20 protein-coding genes are annotated in these 23,307 nt (G+C 72.5%); 12 read left to right on the forward strand and 8 right to left on the reverse strand.

Going from position 1 to position 23,307, the window contains the following annotated elements:
- Positions 1-14: 14 nt before the first annotated feature.
- From OG776_RS27675 to OG776_RS27690, 4 genes are all read left to right on the forward strand, one after another.
- On the forward strand, positions 15-3,254 hold the full coding sequence (locus tag OG776_RS27675; protein ID WP_148013901.1) for a S41 family peptidase: 3,240 nt from the start codon (positions 15-17) through the stop codon (positions 3,252-3,254).
- Positions 3,255-3,379: 125 nt separating this feature from the next.
- Positions 3,380-3,733, forward strand: coding sequence for a histidine triad nucleotide-binding protein (locus tag OG776_RS27680; protein ID WP_148013900.1), 354 nt, complete (start codon positions 3,380-3,382; stop codon positions 3,731-3,733).
- 6 nt (positions 3,734-3,739) lie between these two features.
- The gene (locus OG776_RS27685) at positions 3,740-4,666 is read left to right on the forward strand and encodes a ribonuclease Z (RefSeq protein ID WP_148013899.1); all 927 of its coding nucleotides are present in this window, start codon (positions 3,740-3,742) and stop codon (positions 4,664-4,666) included.
- Entirely contained in the window at positions 4,666-5,658 is a 993-nt protein-coding gene (locus tag OG776_RS27690) for an adenosine deaminase (RefSeq protein ID WP_148013898.1), read from the forward strand. Before OG776_RS27685 ends, OG776_RS27690 begins: the two co-directional genes overlap by 1 nt.
- 639 nt (positions 5,659-6,297) lie before the next feature.
- Here OG776_RS27690 and OG776_RS27695 read toward each other — a convergent pair.
- Entirely contained in the window at positions 6,298-7,539 is a 1,242-nt protein-coding gene (locus OG776_RS27695) for an MFS transporter (protein WP_148013897.1), read from the reverse strand.
- 303 nt (positions 7,540-7,842) lie between these two features.
- Here OG776_RS27695 and OG776_RS27700 point away from each other — a divergent pair, with 303 nt between their 5' ends.
- The 6 genes from OG776_RS27700 (at position 7,843) to OG776_RS27725 (ending at position 12,814) form a co-directional block, all read left to right on the forward strand.
- Positions 7,843-8,952 carry a carbohydrate kinase family protein gene (locus OG776_RS27700; RefSeq protein WP_148013896.1) on the forward strand — a complete coding sequence of 370 codons (1,110 nt, stop codon included), beginning with the start codon at positions 7,843-7,845 and terminating at the stop codon, positions 8,950-8,952.
- Between the two features lie 150 nt (positions 8,953-9,102).
- On the forward strand, positions 9,103-10,170 hold the full coding sequence (locus tag OG776_RS27705; protein WP_148013895.1) for a PhoH family protein: 1,068 nt from the start codon (positions 9,103-9,105) through the stop codon (positions 10,168-10,170).
- A gap of 12 nt (positions 10,171-10,182) precedes the next feature.
- The gene (ybeY, locus tag OG776_RS27710) at positions 10,183-10,680 is read left to right on the forward strand and encodes an rRNA maturation RNase YbeY (protein ID WP_148013894.1); all 498 of its coding nucleotides are present in this window, start codon (positions 10,183-10,185) and stop codon (positions 10,678-10,680) included.
- Positions 10,677-11,981 carry a hemolysin family protein gene (locus tag OG776_RS27715; protein ID WP_148013893.1) on the forward strand — a complete coding sequence of 435 codons (1,305 nt, stop codon included), beginning with the start codon at positions 10,677-10,679 and terminating at the stop codon, positions 11,979-11,981. The genes ybeY and OG776_RS27715 overlap by 4 nt, the downstream gene beginning before the upstream one ends.
- The gene (locus OG776_RS27720) at positions 11,978-12,337 is read left to right on the forward strand and encodes an MmcQ/YjbR family DNA-binding protein (protein ID WP_329322704.1); all 360 of its coding nucleotides are present in this window, start codon (positions 11,978-11,980) and stop codon (positions 12,335-12,337) included. Before OG776_RS27715 ends, OG776_RS27720 begins: the two co-directional genes overlap by 4 nt.
- 123 nt (positions 12,338-12,460) lie before the next feature.
- On the forward strand, positions 12,461-12,814 hold the full coding sequence (locus OG776_RS27725) for a cytidine deaminase (RefSeq protein ID WP_153290691.1): 354 nt from the start codon (positions 12,461-12,463) through the stop codon (positions 12,812-12,814).
- A gap of 72 nt (positions 12,815-12,886) precedes the next feature.
- On the opposite strand, the gene era is transcribed toward OG776_RS27725, so the two are convergent.
- Positions 12,887-13,846 (reverse strand): GTPase Era, encoded by a 960-nt coding sequence (era, locus tag OG776_RS27730; RefSeq protein WP_187286009.1) that lies wholly within the window; start codon positions 13,844-13,846, stop codon positions 12,887-12,889.
- Between the two features lie 259 nt (positions 13,847-14,105).
- Here era and OG776_RS27735 point away from each other — a divergent pair, with 259 nt between their 5' ends.
- Entirely contained in the window at positions 14,106-14,444 is a 339-nt protein-coding gene (locus OG776_RS27735; RefSeq protein ID WP_148013890.1) for a P-II family nitrogen regulator, read from the forward strand.
- Here the strand turns inward: OG776_RS27735 and OG776_RS27740 are convergent.
- The 6 genes from OG776_RS27740 to OG776_RS27765 all read right to left on the reverse strand — a co-directional run bounded on the left by OG776_RS27740 (position 14,338) and on the right by OG776_RS27765 (position 21,184).
- Positions 14,338-15,444: a WxL protein peptidoglycan domain-containing protein gene (locus OG776_RS27740; RefSeq protein ID WP_148013889.1), complete on the reverse strand. Its 1,107-nt coding sequence runs from the start codon at positions 15,442-15,444 to the stop codon at positions 14,338-14,340. The genes OG776_RS27735 and OG776_RS27740 overlap by 107 nt on opposite strands.
- A gap of 70 nt (positions 15,445-15,514) precedes the next feature.
- The gene (locus tag OG776_RS27745; RefSeq protein ID WP_148013888.1) at positions 15,515-16,852 is read right to left on the reverse strand and encodes a beta-xylosidase; all 1,338 of its coding nucleotides are present in this window, start codon (positions 16,850-16,852) and stop codon (positions 15,515-15,517) included.
- Positions 16,853-17,137: 285 nt separating this feature from the next.
- Positions 17,138-18,403 (reverse strand): MFS transporter, encoded by a 1,266-nt coding sequence (locus OG776_RS27750; protein ID WP_148013887.1) that lies wholly within the window; start codon positions 18,401-18,403, stop codon positions 17,138-17,140.
- Positions 18,400-19,725 carry a GH1 family beta-glucosidase gene (locus OG776_RS27755; RefSeq protein ID WP_148013886.1) on the reverse strand — a complete coding sequence of 442 codons (1,326 nt, stop codon included), beginning with the start codon at positions 19,723-19,725 and terminating at the stop codon, positions 18,400-18,402. The genes OG776_RS27750 and OG776_RS27755 overlap by 4 nt, the downstream gene beginning before the upstream one ends.
- Positions 19,726-19,811: 86 nt before the next feature.
- On the reverse strand, positions 19,812-20,078 hold the full coding sequence (locus OG776_RS27760) for a protealysin inhibitor emfourin (protein WP_148013885.1): 267 nt from the start codon (positions 20,076-20,078) through the stop codon (positions 19,812-19,814).
- Positions 20,079-20,110: 32 nt separating this feature from the next.
- On the reverse strand, positions 20,111-21,184 hold the full coding sequence (locus OG776_RS27765) for a M4 family metallopeptidase (RefSeq protein ID WP_148013884.1): 1,074 nt from the start codon (positions 21,182-21,184) through the stop codon (positions 20,111-20,113).
- 363 nt (positions 21,185-21,547) lie between these two features.
- Here OG776_RS27765 and leuA point away from each other — a divergent pair, with 363 nt between their 5' ends.
- Positions 21,548-23,269: a 2-isopropylmalate synthase gene (leuA, locus tag OG776_RS27770; RefSeq protein ID WP_329322705.1), complete on the forward strand. Its 1,722-nt coding sequence runs from the start codon at positions 21,548-21,550 to the stop codon at positions 23,267-23,269.
- The last annotated feature ends 38 nt before the right edge of the window (positions 23,270-23,307 follow it).

The following is a 23,307-nucleotide window of genomic DNA, read 5'->3' on the forward strand; positions in this document are numbered from 1 at the left end:
CATAGGGTGATCGGGTGACACAGACTGCATCGTCCGTATCGTCCGTATCGGCCGGGTATCTCCGCTTCCCGCATCTGCGGGGCGATCTGGTCGCGTTCACCGCCGAGGACGACGTCTGGGTCGCCCCCCTCGACGGCGGCGGCCGCGCCTGGCGGGTCAGCGCGGACAACGTCCCGGTCAACCATCCGCGCATCTCCCCCGACGGGGAGGACGTCGCCTGGACGTCGACCCGGGACGGGGCGCCCGAGATCCACGTGGCCCCGCTGGAGGGAGGGGCGTCCAGGCGGCTGACGTACTGGGGGAACCTGCGGACCCAGGTGCGCGGCTGGACCCCGGACGGACAGGTGCTCGCGCTCAGCACCCAGGGCCAGCCGAGCCTGCGCCGCAGCTGGGCGCGGGCCGTCCCGCTCGACGGCGGTCCCGCCACGACCCTCTCCTACGGACCGGTCGGCGACGTCGCGTACGGAGGGCCGGGCGTGCTGCTGCTGTCCGCCCCGATGGGACGCGAGGCGGCCTGGTGGAAGCGGTACCGCGGCGGCACGGCGGGCAAGCTGTGGATCGACCGCGACGGCGACGGCGAGTTCGTACGGCTGCACGAGGAGCTGGACGGGAACCTCGAGTACCCGCTGTGGGCGGGGGACCGGCTCGCGTTCCTGTCCGACCACGAAGGGGTCGGGGCCCTCTACTCCTCCCTCGCCGACGGCTCCGATCTTCGCCGGCACACCCCCCTCGACGGTTTCTACGCCCGGCACGCGGCGACCGACGGCACCCGGATCGTCTACGCGTCCGCCGGTGAACTGTGGCTGCTCGACGACCTGGACGGCGCCGAGCCGCGCAGGCTGGACATCCGGCTCGGCGGACAGCGCGCCGACCGGCAGCCGCACCCCGTCAGCGCGTCCCGCTGGTTCTCCGCCGCCGCGCCCGACCACACCGGACGCGGCAGCGCGGTCTCCGTGCGCGGCTCCGTCCACTGGATCACCCACCGCTCCGGCCCGGCCCGTGCGCTGGCCGCCCGGCCCGGTGTGCGCGCCCGCCTGCCGCGCACCTTCCGGGTGGACGGCGAGGAGTACGTGGTGTGGGTGACCGACGCGGCGGGCGACGACGCGCTGGAGTTCGCCCCGGCGACCGGGACCGCCCCCGGGGCGACCCCGCGCCGGCTCGCCGCGGGACAGCTCGGCCGCGTCCTCGGGCTCGCGATGGCCCCCGACGGCAGCCGCGCCGCCGTCGCCTCGCACGACGGACGGGTGCTGCTCGTCGAGCGGGAGACCGGTGAGGTGCGCGAGCTCGACCGCAGCGCGGACGGCGACGTCAGCGGGCTGGTCTTCTCGCCCGACTCGGCCTGGCTCGCCTGGTCGCACCCCGGCCCGCGCCCGCTGCGCCAGCTGAAGCTGGCGAACACCGCGGACCTGTCGGTCACCGAGGCGACGCCGCTGCGCTTCCGTGACTACGCGCCCGCGTTCACCCTCGACGGCAAGCACCTGGCCTTCCTCTCCGCGCGCGCCTTCGACCCGGTCTACGACGAACACGTCTTCGACCTGGCGTTCGTGGGAGGTTCCCGCCCGCACCTGATCACCCTGGCCGCGACCACGCCGTCCCCCTTCGGCCCGCAGCGGCACGGCCGTGCCTTCGAGGCCCCCGAGGGCCGCGGCGCCGAGACGCCCGACACCGAGGGCACCCCCGCGACCCGGATCGACCTCGAAGGACTCGGCGACCGGATCGTCCCCTTCCCCGTCGAGGCCGCGCGTTACTCGACCCTGCGTGCCGCCAAGGACGGACTCCTGTGGCTGCGCCACCCGGTCCGCGGTGTGCTCGGAGCCTCCCGCGCCACCCCGGACGACCCGGACCCGAAGACCGAGCTGGAGCGGTACGACCTTGTGCAGCACCGCCTCGAGCACCTCGCCGCGGACGCCGACCACTTCGCCGTCACCGGCGACGGCAAGCGGGTCCTGCTGTGGACCGACGGCAAGCTCAAGGTCGTCCCCAGCGACCGCCGCGCGTCGAACGACGACGAGAGCGACAGCAACATCACCGTCGACCTCTCGCGGATCCGCCAGACCGTCGAGCCGGCCGCCGAGTGGCGCCAGATGTACGAGGAGACCGGCCGCCTCATGCGGGACAACTTCTGGCGGCCCGACCTGGGCGGCACCGACTGGGACGGTGTGCTCGACCGCTACCGGCCGGTCCTCGACCGGATCGCCACCCACGACGACCTGGTCGACCTGCTCTGGGAGGTGCAGGGCGAACTCGGCACCTCGCACGCCTATGTGAGCCCGCACGGCGGCTGGGGCGGCGGCGAGCGGGCGCAGGGACTGCTCGGGGCCGACATCTCCCGTCACGAGGACGGCAGTTGGCGCATCGACCGGATCCTCCCCTCGGAGACCTCCGACCCCGACGCGCGGGCACCGCTCGCCGCGCCCGGTGTCGCGGTACGGGCCGGGGACGCGATCGTCCAGGTCGGCGGGCAGCCGGTGGACCCGGTGACCGGTCCCGGGCCGCTGCTGGTCGGCACGGCGGGCAAGCCGGTCGAACTGACGGTCTCCCCGTCCGGCGGCGGCGATCCCCGGCACGCGGTCGTCGTCCCGCTCGCCGACGAGGAGGCGCTGCGCTACCACGCGTGGGTCGCCGACCGGCGGGCGTACGTCCACGAACGCTCCGGGGGCCGCCTGGGCTATCTGCACGTACCGGACATGGTCGGCTCCGGGTGGGCCCAGCTCCACCGGGACCTGCGGATCGAGGTGGCCCGCGAGGGGCTGGTCGTGGACGTGCGCGAGAACCGCGGCGGCCACACCTCCCAGCTGGTCGTCGAGAAGCTCGCGCGGCGGATCGTCGGCTGGGACCTGCCGCGCGGGATGCGGCCGTACAGCTACCCGGAGGACGCGCCGCGCGGCCCCGTCGTCGCGGTGGCCAACGAGTTCTCCGGGTCGGACGGGGACATCGTCAACGCGGCGGTCAAGGCGCTCGGGATCGGTCCGGTGGTCGGCACGCGCACCTGGGGCGGCGTGATCGGCATCGACAGCCGCTACCGGCTCGTCGACGGCACCCTCGTCACCCAGCCCAAGTACGCGTTCTGGCTGGAGGGGCAGGGATGGGGGGTGGAGAACCACGGCGTCGACCCGGACGTCGAGGTCGTCCAGGCCCCGCAGGACCACGCCGCCGGCCGGGACGTCCAGCTGGACGAGGCGATCCGGCTCGCGCTGGCGGCCCTGGAGGAGAACCCGGCGAAGACCCCGCCGTCCCTGCCGGAGCAGGGCTGACCGGAGTGCCGATAGCATGCACGGCGTAATGATCGACGCCGTGCGCGGCGGGGTGGTCGCCGCGCGGTACGCAGAGACCGGCACCCTCCGGACGCGGGGGCCGTACGGCACGAGGAGGGACACGCATGGCGGGAGAACCGCAGGACGACTGCCTGTTCTGCAAGATCGTCGCGGGACAGATCCCGGCGACCGTCGTCCGGGAGAGCGGGACGACCCTCGCCTTCCGCGACATAAACCCGCAGGCGCCCACCCACATCCTGGTCATCCCCAAGGTGCACCATCCGGACGCGGCGTCGCTGGCGGCCGCCGAGCCCGGCATCGCGGCGGACGTGCTGCGCGAGGCCGGTGAGATCGCCGCCGAGGAGAAGCTGGACAGCCACCGGATCGTCTTCAACACCGGCAGCGGTGCGGGACAGACCGTCTTCCACGCGCACGCGCACCTCCTCGGTGGCCGCGGCATGCAGTGGCCACCCGGGTGACCGGCCTTGTCCGTACGTGAACTGGTGGTCCTCGGCACCGCCAGCCAGGTCCCGACCCGGCACCGCAACCACAACGGCTATCTGCTGCGCTGGGACGGGGAGGGGCTGCTCTTCGACCCGGGCGAGGGCACCCAGCGGCAGATGCTGCGGGCCGGGGTCGCCGCGCACGACCTGCACCGGATCTGTGTCACGCACTTCCACGGCGACCACTCGCTCGGGCTCGCCGGGGTGATCCAGCGCATCAACCTCGACCGGGTGCCGCACGAGATCACCGCGCACTACCCCCGCTCCGGCCAGGCCTTCTTCGACCGGCTGCGGTACGCCACCGCGTACCGCGAGACCGTCGAACTCACCGAGGCGCCGGTCGACGCGGACGGGGTGCTCGCCGTCACCGGCTCCTACACCCTGGAGGCGCGCAGGCTCTCCCACCCGGTGGAGTCCTTCGGATACCGGCTGGTCGAGCCGGACGGGCGGCGGATGCTGCCGGAGCGGCTCGCCGCGCACGGCGTGCGCGGGCCGGACGTCGGACGGATCCAGCGCGAAGGAGCCTTGGGCGGGGTCTCCCTGGACGACGTCAGCGAGGTGCGGCGCGGGCAGCGGTTCGCGTTCGTCATGGACACCCGGCTGTGCGAGGGGGTGGTCGCCCTCGCCGAAGGCTGCGACCTGCTCGTCATCGAGTCGACGTTCCTGGACGAGGACGAGCGGCTCGCCTCCGACCACGGTCATCTGACCGCCGGTCAGGCGGCCCGGGTGGCCCGCGACGCGGGGGTGCGGCACCTGGTGCTCACGCACTTCAGCCAGCGGTACGCCGACCCCGGGGAGTTCGAACGGCAGGCGCGGGCCGCCGGGTTCGACGGGGAGCTGACCGTGGCACGGGACCTGATGAGGGTCCCGGTCCCGAAGCGCGCACAAAACGCCCGTACCATGCTTTGATGCCCCTCCCCAAAGCTGAACTGCACCTCCATGTCGAAGGCACCCTGGAGCCCGAGCTCGCCTTCGAACTCGCCGCGCGCAACGGCGTGACGCTGCCGTACGCGGACACCGAGGAGCTGCGCAGGGCGTATCTCTTCGACGACCTCCAGTCGTTCCTGAACCTGTACTACGAACTGATGGCCGTCCTGCGGACCGAGCAGGACTTCGCCGACCTGGCCGACGCCTACCTCGCGCGGGCCGCCGCGCAGGGCGTGCGGCACGCGGAGATCTTCTTCGACCCGCAGGCCCACCTGGCGCGCGGGGTCGGGATGGGGACGGTCGTCGAGGGGCTGTCCCGGGCGCTCTCCCGCAGCGAGCCCACGCACGGCGTCTCCACCCAGCTGATCATGTGCTTCCTGCGGGACGAGTCCGCCGAGTCGGCGATGCAGACGCTGGAGGCCGCGAAACCGTACCTCGACCGGATCGTCGGCGTCGGCCTGGACTCGGCGGAGGTCGGCCACCCGCCGGCCAAGTTCCGCGAGGTGTACGAGGCGGCGGCCGCCCTCGGGCTGCGCCGCGTCGCGCACGCGGGCGAGGAGGGGCCGCCGGAGTACATCACCGAGGCCCTGGACGTCCTCGGAGCCGAGCGCATCGACCACGGGCTGCGCTGCATGGAGGACCCCGGGCTGGTCGAGCGGCTGGTCCGGGAGAGGGTGCCGCTGACGCTCTGCCCGCTGTCGAACGTACGGCTGCGCGCGGTGGACGTCCTGGAGGACCACCCGCTGCCCGCGATGCTGGAGGCCGGCCTCCTGTGCACCGTCAACTCCGACGATCCCGCCTACTTCGGGGGGTACGTCGGTGACACCTTCCACGCGGTGCGGGAGGCGCTCGGACTGGACCGCGAACGGATGCGGGACCTGGCGCGCAACTCGTTCGAGGCGTCCTTCCTCGACCACGACGAGGAGCGGCGCGCCCGCTACCTCGCCGAGGTCGAGGCGTACGAGTTCGGGTAGGACCGCGCGGAGCGGTCCCCTCTGGGGCACGGCGGAACCGGGCCCGCCCGGCGAGGTCTCCCGCGGGTCCGGTCCCGGCGTCCGGACCGTATCCGCCCACGTGTCACCGCACGCACGGCGTCGGGACGGCACCGCGCCCGGACGGTACCGGGACCGGACGGCACCGGGACCGCACCGCGTCGGACCGCGACGGGACGGCACCGGACCGCACCGCGTCGGGCCGCACCGCGCCGGGACTCGGACGCTTCCGGCCCGGAGGCTGCTCGGGGCGGGCCCGGACCGGTCCGGAGCGGGTCGTCCTCGGTCCGGATCGGCCCCGAGCGGGTCGTCCTCGGCCGGACGGCGGTTCCCCACCGTTGAGTTGAGGGTTGCGCCGTGCCCGGCGGGTTCCCGCCGGGGGCCGGCCGGTGTGCCGAGGCGGGCGTCCGGCCCGGTCCCACGACCGGCCGGTCCGGGGCGGAGGGTCCGACAGGCGTCCGGCAGGGTACGCGCCCTCGCGAGCGCGGCCCGTCCGCCGTACACGGGCGGGCGCGGGACCTCGGGAGACCGGCCGCGTCGGGCCCGGGGCACCGGGGCCTGTAAGGCGTCGCCCCGGCGGACCCCGGCGGACCCCGGTGGTCCGGAGGGGGCCGGGCCGGGCTACAGCGGGCCGGTGCCCGACGCGATGGCGGTCTGCCGGGGCCCCGCCGTGCCGTACGCCGCCCGGCGGGCCTCGGCGGTCTCCAGGGGGATCTCCACCACCGGGTGGTCCTGCGGCGTGCCGCGCCGGGTGCGCAGGGCCACCGCCGTCATCGGGACGGTGAGCAGCAGCAGCCCGAGCGCCAGGAGCACGCCCATCCCCGGATAGCCCGCCCGCGCGGAGAGCAGACTGCCCGTGAGCGGCCCGCAGGCCGTGCCGAGCGAGGAGGCCGAGCCCACCAGGACCGCCCATCGTCCTCGCTGGTCCAGGGACGCGGCGAGCCCGATGACATAGGACAGGACGACCGGGTACAGCGTGTTCCAGGCGATCTCGCCGGTCGCGAAGGACGTCAGGTCGTCGGCGGCCGCGCTGAGCGCGATACAGCCCGCGATCAGCGCGGTGCCCGCGCCGACGGGCAGCGCGCTGCCGAGGCGCGGGCCGAGCGCCCCGGCCCCGATCACGCCCAGCAGCCCGGCGCCGAGCGCGGTCGCGAAGACCGCCCCCACGGTGACCTCGCTCAGGCCCGCCTGGATCAGGCCGATGCGGCCGCTGACCCCCCACAGGGAGTTCTGGGCGAGGGACCAGCCCAGCATCGCGACGGCGAGCACGGTCCCGGCGCGGGCGTGCGGAAGCGGGGTGCCGGCACGCCGGGTCCGCGCGACGGGTGTGCGGACGGGCAGCCCCCGGGTCACGGGCAGGACGAGCAGCGCGGTGACGGCGATCGCGGCGAGCGGCTGGCCGTGCCCCGGACCCAGGTGGGGGATCGTCAGATACAGCGCGCCCGCGAGGGCGGAGACCCCGAGCAGACCCAGCGTGGTGGTGCGGTGGGGGTCGCGCCGGCCGGCGATCCCGGTGGCGGCGACGCTGGTGATCGTGCCCGAGCCGAGGCCGCCGACGATCGCGCCGGCGACGACCAGCGGGACGGTGGTGGTGAGAGCGGCGCCGCCGTAGCCGGCGGCGGCGAGCAGCAGCCCGGCGCGGGCCAGCCGGCGCGCGCCGAGACGGTCGACGCGGGAGGCGAGCAGGAAGCCCGCCGTCGCCGAGCTCAGCAGCAGCACGCTGCCGACACAGCCGGCCTCGGTGGCGGAGAGGGGAAGCCCCGCGTTCAGTCTGCCGACCGTGGTCGGCAGGAGGTACGGGGCGAGGTACCCGGCCGTGAAAAGGGCGACGAGGGGCCAGGGCGGGGTGGTGCGGGCGGACACGGGCGTTCCCAGGGCATGCGAAATGAGCGGCTCGATGAGGGGGGTTGAGCGGCTGTCGACGGACAGGAACGCGCGGGCAATTTGTATCAAGCGGGTCCGGGCCGGAAACAGGCGGGGAGGCGTGATCCAGATCACGTTCCGTTTGGTGGGGTGAAGGCGGGGTAAACGATCGGATTTTCCGCTCCCGGGCCCCGGTCGCACGCGGGGTCCGGCGCGCGTGAGACACCTCCGCCGGCTCCTCGCCGCCGCGCGAGCCATTTGGTGCACACTGGCCTGAATCCGCACCACGTCAGGGAGCGCACCGTGATCCCCTCCAACGGAGAGCGACCGTACCGCCGGCCCCACGTCGACCCGCTCGCCGGTCTGCGCACCTCCCAGGACCCGCCCTGGGACGTCTACCTCACCGGCACCGTCTTCCTCGACATCGTCTTCACCGGGCTCGACTCGGCGCCGGTGCGCGGGACGGAGTCCTGGGCACGCGGGATGGGGTCGAGCCCCGGTGGGGTGGCCAACATGGCGACGGCGCTGGCCCGGCTCGGCCTGAAGACGTCCCTGGCGGCCGCGTTCGGGGACGACCACTACGGCGAGTACTGCTGGGACGCCCTGGAGCAGGGCGAGGGCATCGACCTCTCCCCGTCGCGCAGTGTCTCCGGCTGGCACTCGCCGGTCACCGTGTCGATGGCCTACGAGGGCGAACGCACGATGGTCAGCCACGGGCACGAGCCGCCGCCCGTGGAGACCGCGCCGGAACACGCCCCGCGCGCGCGGGCCGCCGTCGCCTCCCTGACTCCCGGCACGCGCGCGCAGTGGATCGCCGAGTCCGCGCGCGCGGGCACCCGGATCTTCGCGGACGTCGGCTGGGACGACACCGGCCGCTGGGACCTGGCGGGCCTCGCCGACCTCGAACACTGCGAGGCGTTCCTGCCCAACGCCGAGGAGGCGATGCGCTACACCGGCGCGCGCTGTCCGCGGGCAGCGGCGCACGCGCTGACCGAGCACGTACCGCTGGCCGTCGTCACCCTCGGTGCCGAGGGCGCCTACGCGGTGGACGGCCGCACCGGCGAGACCGCCGCGGTTCCGGCCATCGACGTCGAGGCCCTCGACCCCACCGGCGCCGGGGACGTCTTCGTCGCCGGCTTCGTGACGGGCACCCTCGCCGACTGGCCGCTCGCCGACCGCCTGGCCTTCGCCGGACTCACCGCCGCCCTGTCCGTCCAGGAGTTCGGCGGCTCCCTCTCGGCCCCCGGCTGGTCCGAGATCGCCGCCTGGTGGCGCCGCGTCCAGTCCGTCGACGACCAGGACCCGGCGGCGCTGCGCCGGTACGCCTTCCTGGAGGGGCTGCTGCCGGAGGTGACCCGCCCGTGGCCGCTGCGGCGGGCGGTGCCCACGATCGGGTTCGGCCGCTCGGTGTGAACCGGCCGCGGGAGGCGGGCGGGTCCGCCGGGAGAGGTGACGAAAAGCCCTACGGCTCTGTCGGTGCGGAGACGTACTCTTGAACCGCAAGGCTGCCCCCGTGGCAAGCGTGCCGATCAAGGAGGAAAAGCAGGCCTACAGAGCCGGCCCATGACTCAGACACCCACAGCTCACAGCCCCGCTCAGGGGCAGGCGCGCGCGCACTTCACCGTCCCGGCCAAGCACCCCATGGTGACTGTTCTGGGTTCCGGAGACGCTCTGCTGCGCGTGATCGAGAAGGCCTTCCCGGCGGCCGACATCCATGTCCGGGGAAACGAGATCAGTGCGGTCGGCGACGCCGGTGAAGTCGCTCTCGTCCAGCGCCTGTTCGACGAGATGATGCTGGTGCTCCGCACGGGGCAGCCCATGACGGAGGACGCAGTGGAACGCTCGATCGCCATGCTCAGGGCGAGCGAGAACGGGGAGGGCGACGGCGAGGAGACCCCCGCCGAAGTGCTCACGCAGAACATCCTGTCCTCGCGCGGCCGCACCATCCGACCCAAGACGCTCAACCAGAAGCGGTACGTCGACGCCATCGACAAGCACACCATCGTCTTCGGCATCGGCCCCGCCGGCACCGGCAAGACCTATCTCGCGATGGCGAAGGCCGTGCAGGCGCTCCAGTCCAAGCAGGTCAACCGCATCATCCTGACCCGCCCGGCGGTGGAGGCGGGCGAGCGCCTCGGCTTCCTGCCCGGCACGCTCTACGAGAAGATCGACCCGTATCTGCGCCCGCTGTACGACGCGCTGCACGACATGCTCGACCCGGACTCGATCCCCCGGCTGATGGCGGCCGGCACCATCGAGGTCGCACCCCTGGCCTACATGCGCGGCCGCACCCTCAACGACGCCTTCATCATCCTCGACGAGGCCCAGAACACCAGCGCCGAGCAGATGAAGATGTTCCTCACCCGCCTCGGCTTCGAATCGAAGATCGTGATCACGGGCGACGTGACGCAGGTCGACCTGCCGAACGGGACGAAGTCCGGCCTGCGCCAGGTCCAGGACATCCTGGACGACGTGGAGGACGTGCACTTCTCACGGCTCACGTCCCACGATGTCGTACGGCACAAGCTGGTCGGCCGTATCGTCGACGCGTACGAGAAGTACGACAGCGAGAACGGCACCGAGAACGGCTCCCACAAGGGCCGCGGGAACGCCGGACACAAGGGGAAGTAGACCAGCACCAGCATGTCGATCGACGTCAACAACGAGTCCGGAACCGAGGTCGACGAGCAGGCGATCCTCGACATCGCCCGCTACGCGCTCGCACGGATGCGCATCCACCCGCTCTCCGAGCTCTCGGTGATCGTCGTGGACGCCGACGCCATGGAGCAGCTCCACATCCAGTGGATGGACCTGCCGGGTCCCACGGACGTCATGTCCTTCCCCATGGACGAGCTGCGCCCGCCGTCCAAGGACGACGACGAGCCGCCGCAGGGCCTGCTCGGTGACATCGTGCTGTGCCCGGAGGTCGCCGAGCGGCAGGGCAAGGACGCCCCGACGCAGCACTCCATGGACGAGGAGCTCCAGCTCCTCACCGTCCACGGAGTGCTGCACCTGCTCGGCTACGACCACGAGGAGCCCGACGAGAAGGCCGAGATGTTCGGTCTGCAGGCGGCCATCGTGGACGGCTGGCGCGCGGAGAAGGGCATGACGGGCCCCTCGCCGGCCCCGACCGTGTCATGAGTCCTCAACTCGTTCTCGGCGCCGTCCTGCTGGTCGTCGTCGCCTGGCTCGCCGCCTGCGCGGAGGCGGGCCTCGCGCGCGTCTCCAGCTTCCGCGCCGAGGAGGCGGTCCGCAGCGGGCGGCGCGGCAGCGCCAACCTCGCCCAGGTCGCCGCCGACCCGACCCGCTACCTCAACGTGGCGCTGCTCGTCCGCGTGGCCTGCGAGATGGCCGCCGCGGCGCTCGTCACGTACGCCTGCCTGCGGGAGTTCGACAAGACCTGGCAAGCCCTGGGGGTCGCCATCGGCGTCATGGTCCTCGTCTCCTACGTCGCCGTCGGCGTCTCCCCGCGCACCATCGGCCGCCAGCACCCGCTGAACACGGCGACGGCCGCCTCGTACGTCCTGCTGCCGCTCGCGCGGATCATGGGCCCGATCCCCTCGCTGCTCATCCTCATCGGCAACGCGCTGACCCCCGGCAAGGGCTTCCGCCGAGGCCCCTTCGCCTCCGAGGCGGAGCTGCGCGCGCTGGTCGACCTCGCCGAGAAGGAGTCCCTGATCGAGGACGAGGAGCGCCGCATGGTGCACTCCGTCTTCGAGCTCGGTGACACCCTCGTCCGTGAGGTCATGGTGCCGCGCACCGACCTCGTCGTCATCGAGCGGTACAAGACCATCCGGCAGGCGCTCACCCTGGCCCTGCGCTCGGGCTTCTCGCGCATCCCCGTCACCGGGGAGAGCGAGGACGACATCGTCGGCGTGGTGTACCTGAAGGACCTGGCCCGCAAGACGCACATCAGCCGTGACGCCGAGTCCGAGCTGGTGTCGACGGCCATGCGGCCCGCCACCTTCGTGCCCGACACCAAGAACGCGGGCGATCTGCTGCGCGAGATGCAGCAGGAGCGCAACCATGTCGCCGTCGTCATCGACGAGTACGGCGGCACGGCCGGGATCGTCACCATCGAGGACATCCTGGAGGAGATCGTCGGCGAGATCACCGACGAGTACGACCGTGAGCTGCCCCCGGTCCAGGAACTCGGCGACGACCGCTTCCGGGTGACCGCGCGCCTCGACATCGGCGACCTCGGCGAGCTGTACGGCTTCGAGGCGTACGACGACGAGGACGTGGAGACGGTCGGCGGTCTGCTCGCGAAGGCGCTCGGACGGGTCCCGATCGCCGGCGCCTCCTCGGTCGTCGAGCTGCCCGACGGGCGGGAGCTGCGGCTGACCGCCGAGGCCGCGGCCGGACGCCGGAACAAGATCGTCACCGTGCTCGTCGAGCCGTCCGCGGCCGGGGAGCCCCCCGAGGAGGAGAAGCCGGAATGACCCCGGGGCAACTGCGCGCGTTCTGCCTCTCGTTCAACGCGGCCGTCGAGGAGTTCCCCTTCACCCCGGAGACCTCGGTCTTCAAGGTGCTGGGCAAGCTCTTCGCGCTCTCGAACCTGGACGCGCGCCCCCTGACGGTCAACCTCAAGTGCGTCCCGGAGGACGCGGTCCGGCTGCGCGCCGAGTACCCCGGTCTGGTCATCCCCGGCTACCACATGAACAAGCGTCACTGGAACACGGTGACGGCCGACGGCGAGCTGCCGGACCGTCTGGTCCGGGAGCTGGTCGAGGACTCGTACGACCTCGTCGTCGCCGGTCTGCCGAAGGCCGAGCGGCTCCGGCTCGACCGGCCCTGAGCGGTCGCGGCGCACTCCCGTCGCGAGGACCACGACCGGATCCGGGGCGAGTGGCGGGACTGCGGGGACCGATGGGTGCGGACCGCCGCGCGGGCCACGGGCGGCGCTTCGTATGCTCGGTGCATGACCGACAGCAGCGCGCTCGACCCCGAGGACCGCAAGATCGTGACCCTGGCCCGCTCGGCGCGGGCACGGAACGGGGTGCCCGAGGGGGCGGCCGTCCGGGACGACACGGGCCGTACCTACGTCGCCGGCACCGTGGAGCTGCCCTCGCTGCGGCTGAGCGCCCTGCGCACGGCGGTGGCCATGGCGGTGGCGTCCGGAGCGACGTCCCTGGAGGCGGCCGCGGTGGTCTCCGGGGCGGAGGCGGTGTCGGACGAGGACCGGGCGGCCGTACGCGATCTCGGCGGGGCGGGTACGCCGGTGCTGCTGGCGGGGGCGGACGGGGTCGTACGGGCGGTGACGTCCGCCGGTTAGACCGGCCCCTCCTCCCGGCGGGACGGGGCCGCGACCCGCGCCCGGGGGGGGTGTTCCCCGGGCGCGGCTGGGTCAGAAGCCCAGTTTGCGGAGTTGGCGGGGGTCCCGCTGCCAGTCCTTGGCGACCTTCACATGGAGGTCGAGGAAGACCGGGGTGCCCAGCAGCGCCTCGATCTGCTTGCGGGACTTGATCCCGACCTCCTTCAAGCGCTTGCCCTTGGGGCCGATGATGATGCCCTTCTGGCTGGGACGCTCGATGTAGACGAAGGCGTGGATGTCGAGGAGCGGTCTGTCGGCGGGCCGGTCCTCGCGCGGCAGCATCTCCTCGACGACGACGGCGATGGAGTGCGGCAGCTCGTCGCGCACGCCTTCCAGCGCCGCCTCCCGGATCAGCTCCGCGACCATGACCTGCTCGGGCTCGTCGGTCAGGTCGCCCTCGGGGTACAGGGCGGGCCCCTCGGGGAGGAGCGGGACGATCAGGTCGGCCAGCAGATCCACCTGCTGGTCGGCGACCGCGGACACCGGCACGATCTCGGCCCACTCGAAACCCAGCTCCTGACCGAGCTGGTCGATGGCGATGAGCTGCTCGGCGAGGGTCTTGCTGTCCACGAGGTCGGTCTTCGTGACGATCGCGATCTTCGGCGTCTTCTTGATCGACGCCAGCTCCTTCGCGATGAAACGATCCCCCGGGCCGAGCTTCTCGTTCGCGGGCAGGCAGAAACCGATGACGTCCACCTCGGCCCACGTCGTGCGCACGACGTCGTTGAGGCGCTCGCCCAGCAGGGTGCGCGGCTTGTGCAGACCGGGGGTGTCGACCAGGATCAGCTGGGCGTCGGGACGGTGCACGATGCCCCGTACGGTGTGCCGCGTGGTCTGCGGCTGGTTCGCGGTGATCGCCACCTTCTGACCGACCAGAGCATTCGTGAGAGTGGACTTGCCCGCGTTGGGACGGCCCACGAAACAGGCGAAACCGGCGCGATGGGTGGCCTCGGACGGCTCGGATGACTGACTACGAACGCTCATGGCGCCCATTCTCCCTGATCCACGGGCACCCGCCGTACGCCGTGCGCCTCCGGCGCCCGCGGTGAGGTTCCGCGAGCCCCCGCGCACCACCGGCCGCCCCTCCCGCACGCCTCGGCGGGAGTGTCCGCCGCCGGGCGGACGAGGTCGCCGAACACACCGGCATCCGCCTCACGGCACCCGCGGGGACCGCTTACGATCACGGGGTCCCGGGCCGCGGGACCCCGGTCCGTTCGTCCCTCCCCTCCGCGCAGAAGGCCAGGACCCAGGAATGAAGCTCATCACCGCGATCGTCAAGCCGTACCGCCTCGACGAGGTCAAGACCGCCCTGCAGGAACTCGGCGTCCACGGTCTGACCGTGACGGAGGCCAGCGGGTACGGGCGCCAGCACGGTCACACCGAGGTGTACCGCGGCGCCGAGTACCAGGTCGACCTCGTCCCCAAGGTCCGGATCGAGGTCGTCGTCGAGGACGCGGACGCCGGCCCGGCCGTCGACGCGATCGTCAAGGCCGCGCGGACGGGGAAGATCGGCGACGGGAAGGTGTGGACGGTTCCGGTGGAGACGGTGGTGCGGGTGCGGACGGACGAGCGCGGCCCCGACGCCCTCTGAACGGCCACGGCGGGACCCGGCCCCCGGACGCTCCGGGCGTCCATGGCCGCCTCCCGCCGCCGCGCGCCCTGACCACCACGGCGCCGCCGAGCGCCGCCGCCGTCAGCAGGAGCGCGAGCACCAGCCACGGCAGGGCGAGGAAGGACGCACTCGCCGACTGCCGGGTGCCCTGCGCGCTCGCGGTCAGGGTCACTCGGCCCCGGTCGAGCTGCGGAGCCCCGTGCCACGGCTCGCTCAGCCGTACCCGCCGGCCGGGCAGCAGCTCGGACGGAATCCTGGTCAGGCCCCGGGACAACAGTGTCCGCCCGAAGAGGCCCTGAGCCCTCAGCCGTACCCGCGGGTCCAGCGTCACGTTGCCCGTGTTGTGGAGGGTGTAGGTGATGGTCGCGGTGCTGGAGCCCGTGCCGGGGACCAGCGGCTGGTGGTGGCTGACACGGACGTCCTCGACGGCGAGGGCGGGGACCGTGGGCCCGCCGACCCGGAGGTAGATCCGCGCGCCGACCGCCCGCTGCACCCCCATCGCGACCGGACCGGAGCCGGGATCCACCCGCTCGTCGAGGGCGACCAGCGCGCCCGCGTGGTCGCCGGGCTCGGCCCGGTCGGGGACCCGCAGTGTGAAGGGCACGGTGACCGAGCCGTGCGCGGGAACCGTCACCCGGGAGCGGGCCGGCCGCGCCCAGGCCCCCACCTCCCGCTGCTTCTCCCCGGCCGTGCGTACCGCGAAGCCCCCGTCGCGCGCGGTGTTGTAGGCGTCGGCGGCGTAGAGCCGGAAGGCCAGAGGGACGCCGGTCCTGTTGGTGACGGTGACCTTGTCCTCGACCGTGGTGCCCGGGTCGGCGGAGAGGATGAAGTACGGCCGTGCGGAGAGCTGCGTCGCGTACGGGTAGACGGACCAGCTGCCGTTGTCGGCGGCGGAGGCGCGGGACGCGGCCGGGGCGAGCAGGACGACCGGGGCCAGCAGGAGGGACAGGAGGCACAGGAGGACGGACGGCTTGCGCATGGGTGCGGACCCCCGCGGACGAGGTGGACGGGCGGGTGCGCGCCCGGCCACCGGGGTGGTGACGTACCGGTCAGGTGAGCGTCAGCGTGAGCACGCCGGAGTACGAGCCCGGCGGGGTGAACGCCGGCACGTTCAGCGACAGCCCCGCGTCGACGGTGAACTCACCGCCGGTCAGGCCCCCGTTCGGAGTCGACGCCAGCGTCGCGCCCGAACTCCCCACCGCGCCGGACGAACCGGCCTGACAGGTGCTCGGACTGCCCGCCTTGGTGGCACAGGCGGGGCTCCAGCTCAGCCGGCCGGCGTCGATCTTGGCGCCGGGACCGGTGAAGTCGGTGACCTTGCCGGTCAGGGACCAGCCCGCGGGTCCGCCGCGGAAGTCCTTGACGGTCACCGTGCGCAGGGCTCCGTCCGAGGCCCCGCCCTGGCCGAAGTCGACCGCCGACAGCTGGACGGCGTCCCCGGCCTGTGACATCGACAGTGTCCCCGCCTTCACCGTGGTGGTGAGCTTCTGGGCGTTGTCGGGAACGGGCGTGTCGTCGACGACGACGTACGCCGCCGGTCCCGCGCCCTTGTCGTCGCTCCAGCTCGCGCCCTCGTACGCCACCACACCGGTCGTCGTCCTGTCGTTGACGGCCAGCGTGCCGCTGAACGCGCCCTGGGCGTCGGCGGTGGCGGTCGCGGTGTCGGCGGTCTGGGTCGCCCCGGACCGTCCGGCGAGGGTCACGGTGGCACCCGGGGTGAAGTGACTGCCGGTGACGGTCACGCTGTCACCGGGCTTCCCGGAGGCCGTCCCGAGCGCGATGGCACGGGTGTTGGCCTGGCTCCCGTCCGTCGCGGTCACCGTGTCGGAGACCGGGGCGGGCGGATTCGTGACCGTGCAGGGGGTGTCGAGTTCCAGGATGTAGCTGGTGTGGATGTTGTAGTCGCCGGGCGAGAGCGTGATGGCGCCCGGCGCGGTGACCGTGAAGGTGCCGGTCATGCTGAACGACGGGAAGGGGGCGTTGCCCGCGACCGGGTCGTTCTTCTTCGGACCCGCGACGGTCAGGGAGCCCGACTGGGCCCCGCCGAGGGTGACCTTGCCGGTCGGGGTCATGATGTCGGCCGGCAGGCTGATGGCGGTGGGATTGCTCGCGGCGGGCGTGACCACCTTGTAGGTCACGGTGACGGTGTCACCGACCTTGGGAGTGGCGTTGTCCACCGAGATGAGCGCGGTGGTGGTGCCGTCGATCGGCGGGATACCCGCGACCGCCGGCGGGATGCAGTGCGTGGCGAAGTCCACGTTCCGGGATTCCGTGGACACGGCTCCGGCCGGGGCGGCCAGCGCCCCGCCCGCGGTGACCGCCAGCGCGGTCGCCCCGAGCAACGCCGCCCAGCGGCGTCTTCGGGTTGTCGAACCCGTGGTTCCCATGGTTGTTGCCCCCTCCTGAGGGATGCGGGCGCAGCGGCTCGTCCGCGCCGACAGGGGGCCATTGACGTGCGGGCCGTGAGAGAAGTCAATGGAACGCCGGACCAGCAACTGATGGGCCATCAGATCGTGTCAAGGTCACCGTTCCGGCCGGGGGGAAGCCTCCGGGAAGGGGGTTCGGGAAGGGCGCTCGGGTAGGGGATCCGGGTCCCGGGACGCGGACCGGGACGGTCGTCACGCCGGCCCGGCCGGACACCCGCCCCGGTGCCCGCCCCCGGGCACCGGGGCTCAGTCGACGCCTCTGATCCGCCGCACCAGGACCGCCCCGGCCAGTCCGATCACCGCCGCCACCAGGTAGAGCACGCGGTAGCCGCCCAGGTAGGTCACGAGCGGCGCGGCCAGCGCCGGGGCGGCCACCTGAGGCAGGGCGTTGGCGACATTGACGACGCCCAGGTCCTTCCCGCGGTCCAGGGCCGTGGGCAGCACGTCCGTCATCAGCGCGAAGTCGACCGAGGTGAACACGCCGAAGCCGACGCCCAGCACCGCCGCCGAGACGATCGCCCCCGGCCAGGTCTGCCAGCCGGCCAGGAGCCCGGTGGCGAGGGCCATCAGCACGCCCGACCAGATCACGAACGGCTTGCGGCGGCCCACCCGGTCCGACCACACCCCGCCGACCACCACCGTGGCGAGCAGCGTGACACCGTTGACCGCGGTGAGGAGCAGTACGCCGTTCTCGGGATCGTCGTGGTGCAGCCGGTCCCGCAGGTAGTACAGCAGGTACAGCAGGACGAGCGCGTTGCTGAGGTTGATCAGGAAGCGGGTCAGCCAGGCCCAGGCCAGATCCGGATGGTCGCGCGGGCTCAGCCGGAAGGAGGCCGCGAAGGACCGCCACGACCAGGCCGGCCGGTGCTCCGGTGGCAGCCGCAGGTCCGGGAAGCGCAGCACGTACGGCAGGACGCCCACCAGGGTGAAGACCGCGCAGGCCGCATAGCCGCCGCCGACGCCCCCGGCGACGGTCGCCAGGCCCGTCCCGCCGACCACGCCCAGGATCTGCGCCGCGCCCAGCCAGCCGCCCACCGAACCCCGCTGGAGCCGCGGCACCCGGTCGGGGACGGCCGCGGTGACCGCGGCGAAGGCGGCGTTCAGGGTCAGCTGGACCAGGCACCAGCCCAGCGCCATCGTCCAGATCCCGCCCGCGCCCGCCAGGAGCAGCAGCGAGAGCGCGCCGCCCGCGGACCCGGCCAGGATCCACGGGGTGCGGCGGCCCCGGCGGGCCGTGGTCCGGTCGGAGAGCGCGCCGAAGACGGGGTTGGCGACCAGGGACACGACCGCGCCCGCACCGGTCACCCAGGCCAGCACCGTCTCCTTGGACAGGCCGGTGCCGGGTGCGAAGTCCTCCGCCTGGGAGGCGAGGAGGATCTGCAGCGGGCCGTACCAGCCCACCCAGATGGCCCCGTTGGCGAGCGAGAGCGCCGATGTCCAGCCCCGGCCGACCCGTTCGACGGGCTCGGCGAGGGCGCCCGGAGGCGCCCCGGCCGGCTCCGTCGCCGTCATCCCCGCGCCCGCAGGGCGTCCCGGAGCCAGGCGTACGACGCCTTCGGGGTGCGCCGCAGCGTGTCGTGGTCGACGTGCACCAGCCCGAAGCGGCGGGCGTACCCCTCCGCCCACTCGAAGTTGTCCAGCAGCGACCACACGAAGTAGCCGCGGACGTCCACCCCCTGCTCCGAGGCGCGGTGCAGGGCGCGGACATGGCCGTCGAGGAACGCGATCCGCTCCTGGTCGTCGATGCCCTCGTACGAGCAGCCGTTCTCGGTGATGACCACCGGGGGGAGCCGGTCGCCGTAGCGCTCGCGGAAGCCCACCAGCAGTTCGGTCAGCGCCTCGGGGACCACCGGCCAGCCGAAGTCCGTGACCGGATAGCCCTCCAGCTGCCGCACGGAGAAGGGGAGTTCGGCGGGGAGGGTGAGTCCGCCGAACTCGATCTCGGTGCCCTGCGGGGCGCCCACCCTGGTCGGCTGGTAGTAGTTGATCCCGTACCAGTCGAGCGGCTCCGCGATCACCTTCAGGTCGGCCTCGATGCCCCCGGGGTGTCCCGGCATCAGCTCGCCGACGCCCTCGGGGTAGCGGCCCAGCAGCAGCGGGTCCGCGAACAGCCGGTTGAGCAGCACGTCGTAGAAGTCCGCGGCCTCCACGTCCGCGGGGCTCGGGGAGGCCGCCCAGGTCGGCCCGTGCGAGTTGGCGATCCCGATGTCCCCGGCCCCGGCCGCGCGCAGCGCCCGTACCGCCAGGCCGTGCGCGAGGAGTTGGTGGTGGGCCACCGGCAACGCGTCGAAGAGCAGCCGTCTGCCGGGGGCGTGCGCGCCGAGCGCGTGTCCCAGCAGGGTGTGTTCGGCGGGCTCGTTCAGGGTGATCCACTTCCGTACGCGGTCACCGAGCCGGGCGGCGACGACGCCGGCGTACTCGGCGAACCGCTCGGCCGTGTCCCGGTCCAGCCAGTCCAGCTCCAGCGGCAGGTCCCAGTGGAAGAGGGTCGGGACGGGGCGCACGCCGGCCGCGCACAGCGCGTCGACCAGCCGGTCGTAGAAGTCGAGACCGCCGGGGGAGTTCACCCGGGGCCAGGAGATCGAGAACCGGTACGCGTCCACGCCGAGGTCGGCGAGGAGCGCCACGTCCTCGGGGTAGCGGTGGTAGTGGTCGCAGGCCACCGCCGCGGTCGAGCCGTCCTTGACGCGGTCGGGCTCGGCGGTGAAGGCGTCCCACACGGAGGGTTCGCGTTCCTGGACGGCGCCCTCGATCTGGTGGGCCGAGGTGGACACGCCCCAGAGGAAGCCGGGCGGGAACTGCGGGAGGGGGTTCGTCACCATGCGCGCGATCATCCTTACCGACGGTAAAGGAAGTCAACGGGCGCGCGTGAACTACGAGTTGCCACATCCGGTGAGCCGCCCCGCCGGGGCGGCCCCGGTCACGCCCCCTCCTTGAGCACCCGGGAGATCAGCTCCCGCTGGTCCTCCGTCAGGCTCGGGTCGGCGGCGTAGACCGTCCTGCCGTCCACCGTGATCTCGTAGCTGAAACCGTCCGGCACCCCGGCCGGGCGGGTGCCCCGGCCGGCGGCGACCGCCCGCTCGGCCAGGGCCTGCCACTCACGGCCGTCGGGCCGCCCCGAGGTGTCCATCTCGGCCCGGCGCTCGATGCCCGCGAACCCGCCCGTGCGCCTCACCTGAATACGCATGGGTCCTGTCTAGTACGGATCGGACGCCGGGGCTACGACGCCGTGACCCCGACCTGCTCCCAGGCCTTCGCCACGCCCTGCAGTTCCTCGCCCTCCCCGTAGCGGGCGCGCGCCGCGGCGACCGTCAGGCCGGCGAAGTCGGCGAAGCTCGCCTGCGACCCCAGCTCGCCGCCGGTGAGGACGTCGTACCAGATCTGCCCGGCGCGCTCCCAGGCGTGGCCGCCGAGCGCCTGGGCGACGAGGTAGAAGGCGTGATTGGGGATGCCGGAGTTGATGTGGACGCCGCCGTTGTCACGGCCGGTGCTCACATAGCCGTCCATCGTGGCCGGCTGCGGGTCCTTGCCGAGCACGTCGTCGTCGTACGCGCTGCCCGGTTCCTTCATGGAACGCAGCGCCGTGCCGGTGACCCGGGGGGCGAGCAGCCCGGCGCCGATCAGCCAGTCGGCCTCGGCCGCCGTCTGGCCGAGCGTGTACTGCTTGATGAGCGAGCCGAAGACGTCGGACATGGACTCGTTGAGCGCGCCGGGCTGGCCGAAGTAGGTGAGGTTCGCCGTGTACTGGGTGACCCCGTGGGTCAGCTCGTGGCCGATGACGTCGACCGGGATGGTGAAGTCGAGGAAGATCTCGCCGTCGCCGTCCCCGAACACCATCTGCTCGCCGTTCCAGAAGGCGTTGTTGTAGTCGCGGTCGAAGTGCACGCTCGCGTCGAGGGGGAGGCCGTCGCCGTTGATCGAGTCGCGCGCGTAGGCGTTCAGGTACAGCTCGAAGGTGGCCCCCAGTCCGGCGTACGCGCGGTTGACGGTGGCGTCCTTGCCCGGCTCGTCGCCCTCGCCGCGGACCTTCCTGCCGGGCAGGTCCTGGTGGTGGCGGGCGTCGTAGACGGTGCGCCGCGGTGTGCCCGCCGGTGCGCCCGTCGGCGCGGCCACCGAGGGCGCGCCGATCACCGTGGTCAGCCGGCGGTGGGTGCGTTCGAGGGCGTCGCGCTCCAGGGTGCGGCGCGCGGGTCCGGAGAGCGCGGGGTCCTCGTGCCGGGCCAGCGTGTCGAGGACGTGGGGCGGCACGATGGTGCAGAAGACAGGCTCGAAGCCTGCCGCGTTGGCGGTCATGCCCGGCACCATTGCACTGTGTCACTTCCGTGTCACTACCGGCGACCAAGATCGTGTGAAATGCGGCGATAGGGAGGGCTGTCGTCCGCTCCTCGGTGGTATGCGAGCTCACGCTGAGTGATGTGATGTACTTCTTGTCTGTTTTCTACCTTTTTCTTCCTTCTGGGCAGGCGATCCCGCATACTGATACAGCCCCCCGCACGGAGCACGGCTCGGCTAGGCTGCGGAGCATCATGCGTTTCGGGCTGCTTCTCCTTAGCTGCCGCGGCGAGGGCCTGTAGTCGAGGCCGACCCCCTCCCCGCGGAGTTCGGCGTTGCGCCGTCGGCCGACCCTCCGGACATCCTCTGAGGAGCCCACGCATCATGCCGAACTTTCAGCAGTCCACCTCCATGCCGATCCACAAGTACGGCACGTACGAGCAGGTGGACATCCCTGACCGCACCTGGCCGGACCAGCGCGTCACCGTCGCCCCGCGCTGGCTGTCGACAGACCTGCGGGACGGCAACCAGGCGCTGATCGACCCGATGTCCCCGGCCCGCAAGCGCGAGATGTTCGACCTGCTGGTGCGGATGGGCTACAAGGAGATCGAGGTCGGTTTCCCGGCCTCCGGCCAGACGGACTTCGACTTCGTCCGCTCGATCATCGAGGACGAGACGGCCATCCCGGACGATGTCACGATCTCCGTACTGACCCAGGCCCGCGAGGACCTGATCGAGCGCACGGTGGAGTCCCTGGTGGGCGCCCGGCGCGCCACGGTCCACCTGTACAACGCGACCGCCCCCGTCTTCCGCCGGGTCGTCTTCCGCGGCTCCAAGGAGCAGATCAAGCAGATCGCGGTCGACGGCACCCGGCTGGTCATGGAGTACGCCGAGAAGCTGCTCGACGAGCGCACCACCTTCGGCTACCAGTACAGCCCCGAGATCTTCACCGACACCGAGCTGGACTTCGCCCTGGAGGTCTGCGAGGCCGTCATGGACGTCTGGCAGCCCGGCCCCGGCCGGGAGATCATCCTGAACCTGCCCGCCACCGTGGAGCGCTCGACCCCCTCGACGCACGCGGACCGCTTCGAGTGGATGAGCCGCAACCTCTCCCGCCGCGAGCACGTCTGCCTGTCCGTCCACCCGCACAACGACCGCGGCACGGCCGTCGCCGCCGCCGAGCTGGCCCTGATGGCCGGCGCCGACCGCATCGAGGGCTGCCTGTTCGGCCAGGGCGAGCGCACCGGCAACGTCGACCTGGTCACCCTGGGCATGAACCTGTTCTCGCAGGGCGTCGACCCGCAGATCGACTTCTCGGACATCGACGAGGTCCGCCGCACCGCCGAGTACTGCAACCAGATGGAGGTGCACGCCCGGCACCCGTACGTCGGCGACCTCGTCTACACCTCCTTCTCCGGCTCCCACCAGGACGCCATCAAGAAGGGCTTCGACGCCATGGAGGCCGACGCGGCCGCGCAGGGCGTCACCGTCGACGACATCGAATGGGCCGTCCCGTACCTGCCGATCGACCCGAAGGACGTCGGCCGCAGCTACGAGGCCGTCATCCGGGTCAACTCGCAGTCCGGCAAGGGCGGTATCGCCTACGTCCTCAAGAACGACCACAAGCTGGACCTGCCGCGCCGGATGCAGATCGAGTTCTCGAAGATCATCCAGGCCAAGACGGACGCCGAGGGCGGCGAGGTCACCCCGAAGGACATCTGGGGGATCTTCCAGGACGAGTACCTGCCGAACCCCGAGAACGCGTGGGGCCGCATCCAGGTCAAGACCGGCCAGACCACGACCGACCGCGACGGCATCGACTCGCTGACCGTCGAGGCCTCGGTGGACGGCACGGACACCGTCCTGACCGGTACCGGCAACGGCCCGATCTCCGCGTTCTTCGACGCCCTGCAGTCCATCGGCGTCGACGTACGCCTGCTGGACTACCAGGAGCACACGATGAGCGAGGGCGCGTCCGCGCAGGCCGCCTCCTACATCGAGTGCGCGATCGGTGACAAGGTCCTGTGGGGAATCGGGATCGACGCGAATACGACACGAGCCTCGCTGAAGGCCGTGGTCTCCGCCGTCAACCGCGCGGCCCGCTGACCACTCTGACCGGCGTTTTCCGTGACCCCGTCCGCCCT

It is taken from the genome of Streptomyces sp. NBC_01689 (assembly GCF_036250675.1).
Taxonomy (GTDB): Bacteria; Actinomycetota; Actinomycetes; order Streptomycetales; family Streptomycetaceae; genus Streptomyces.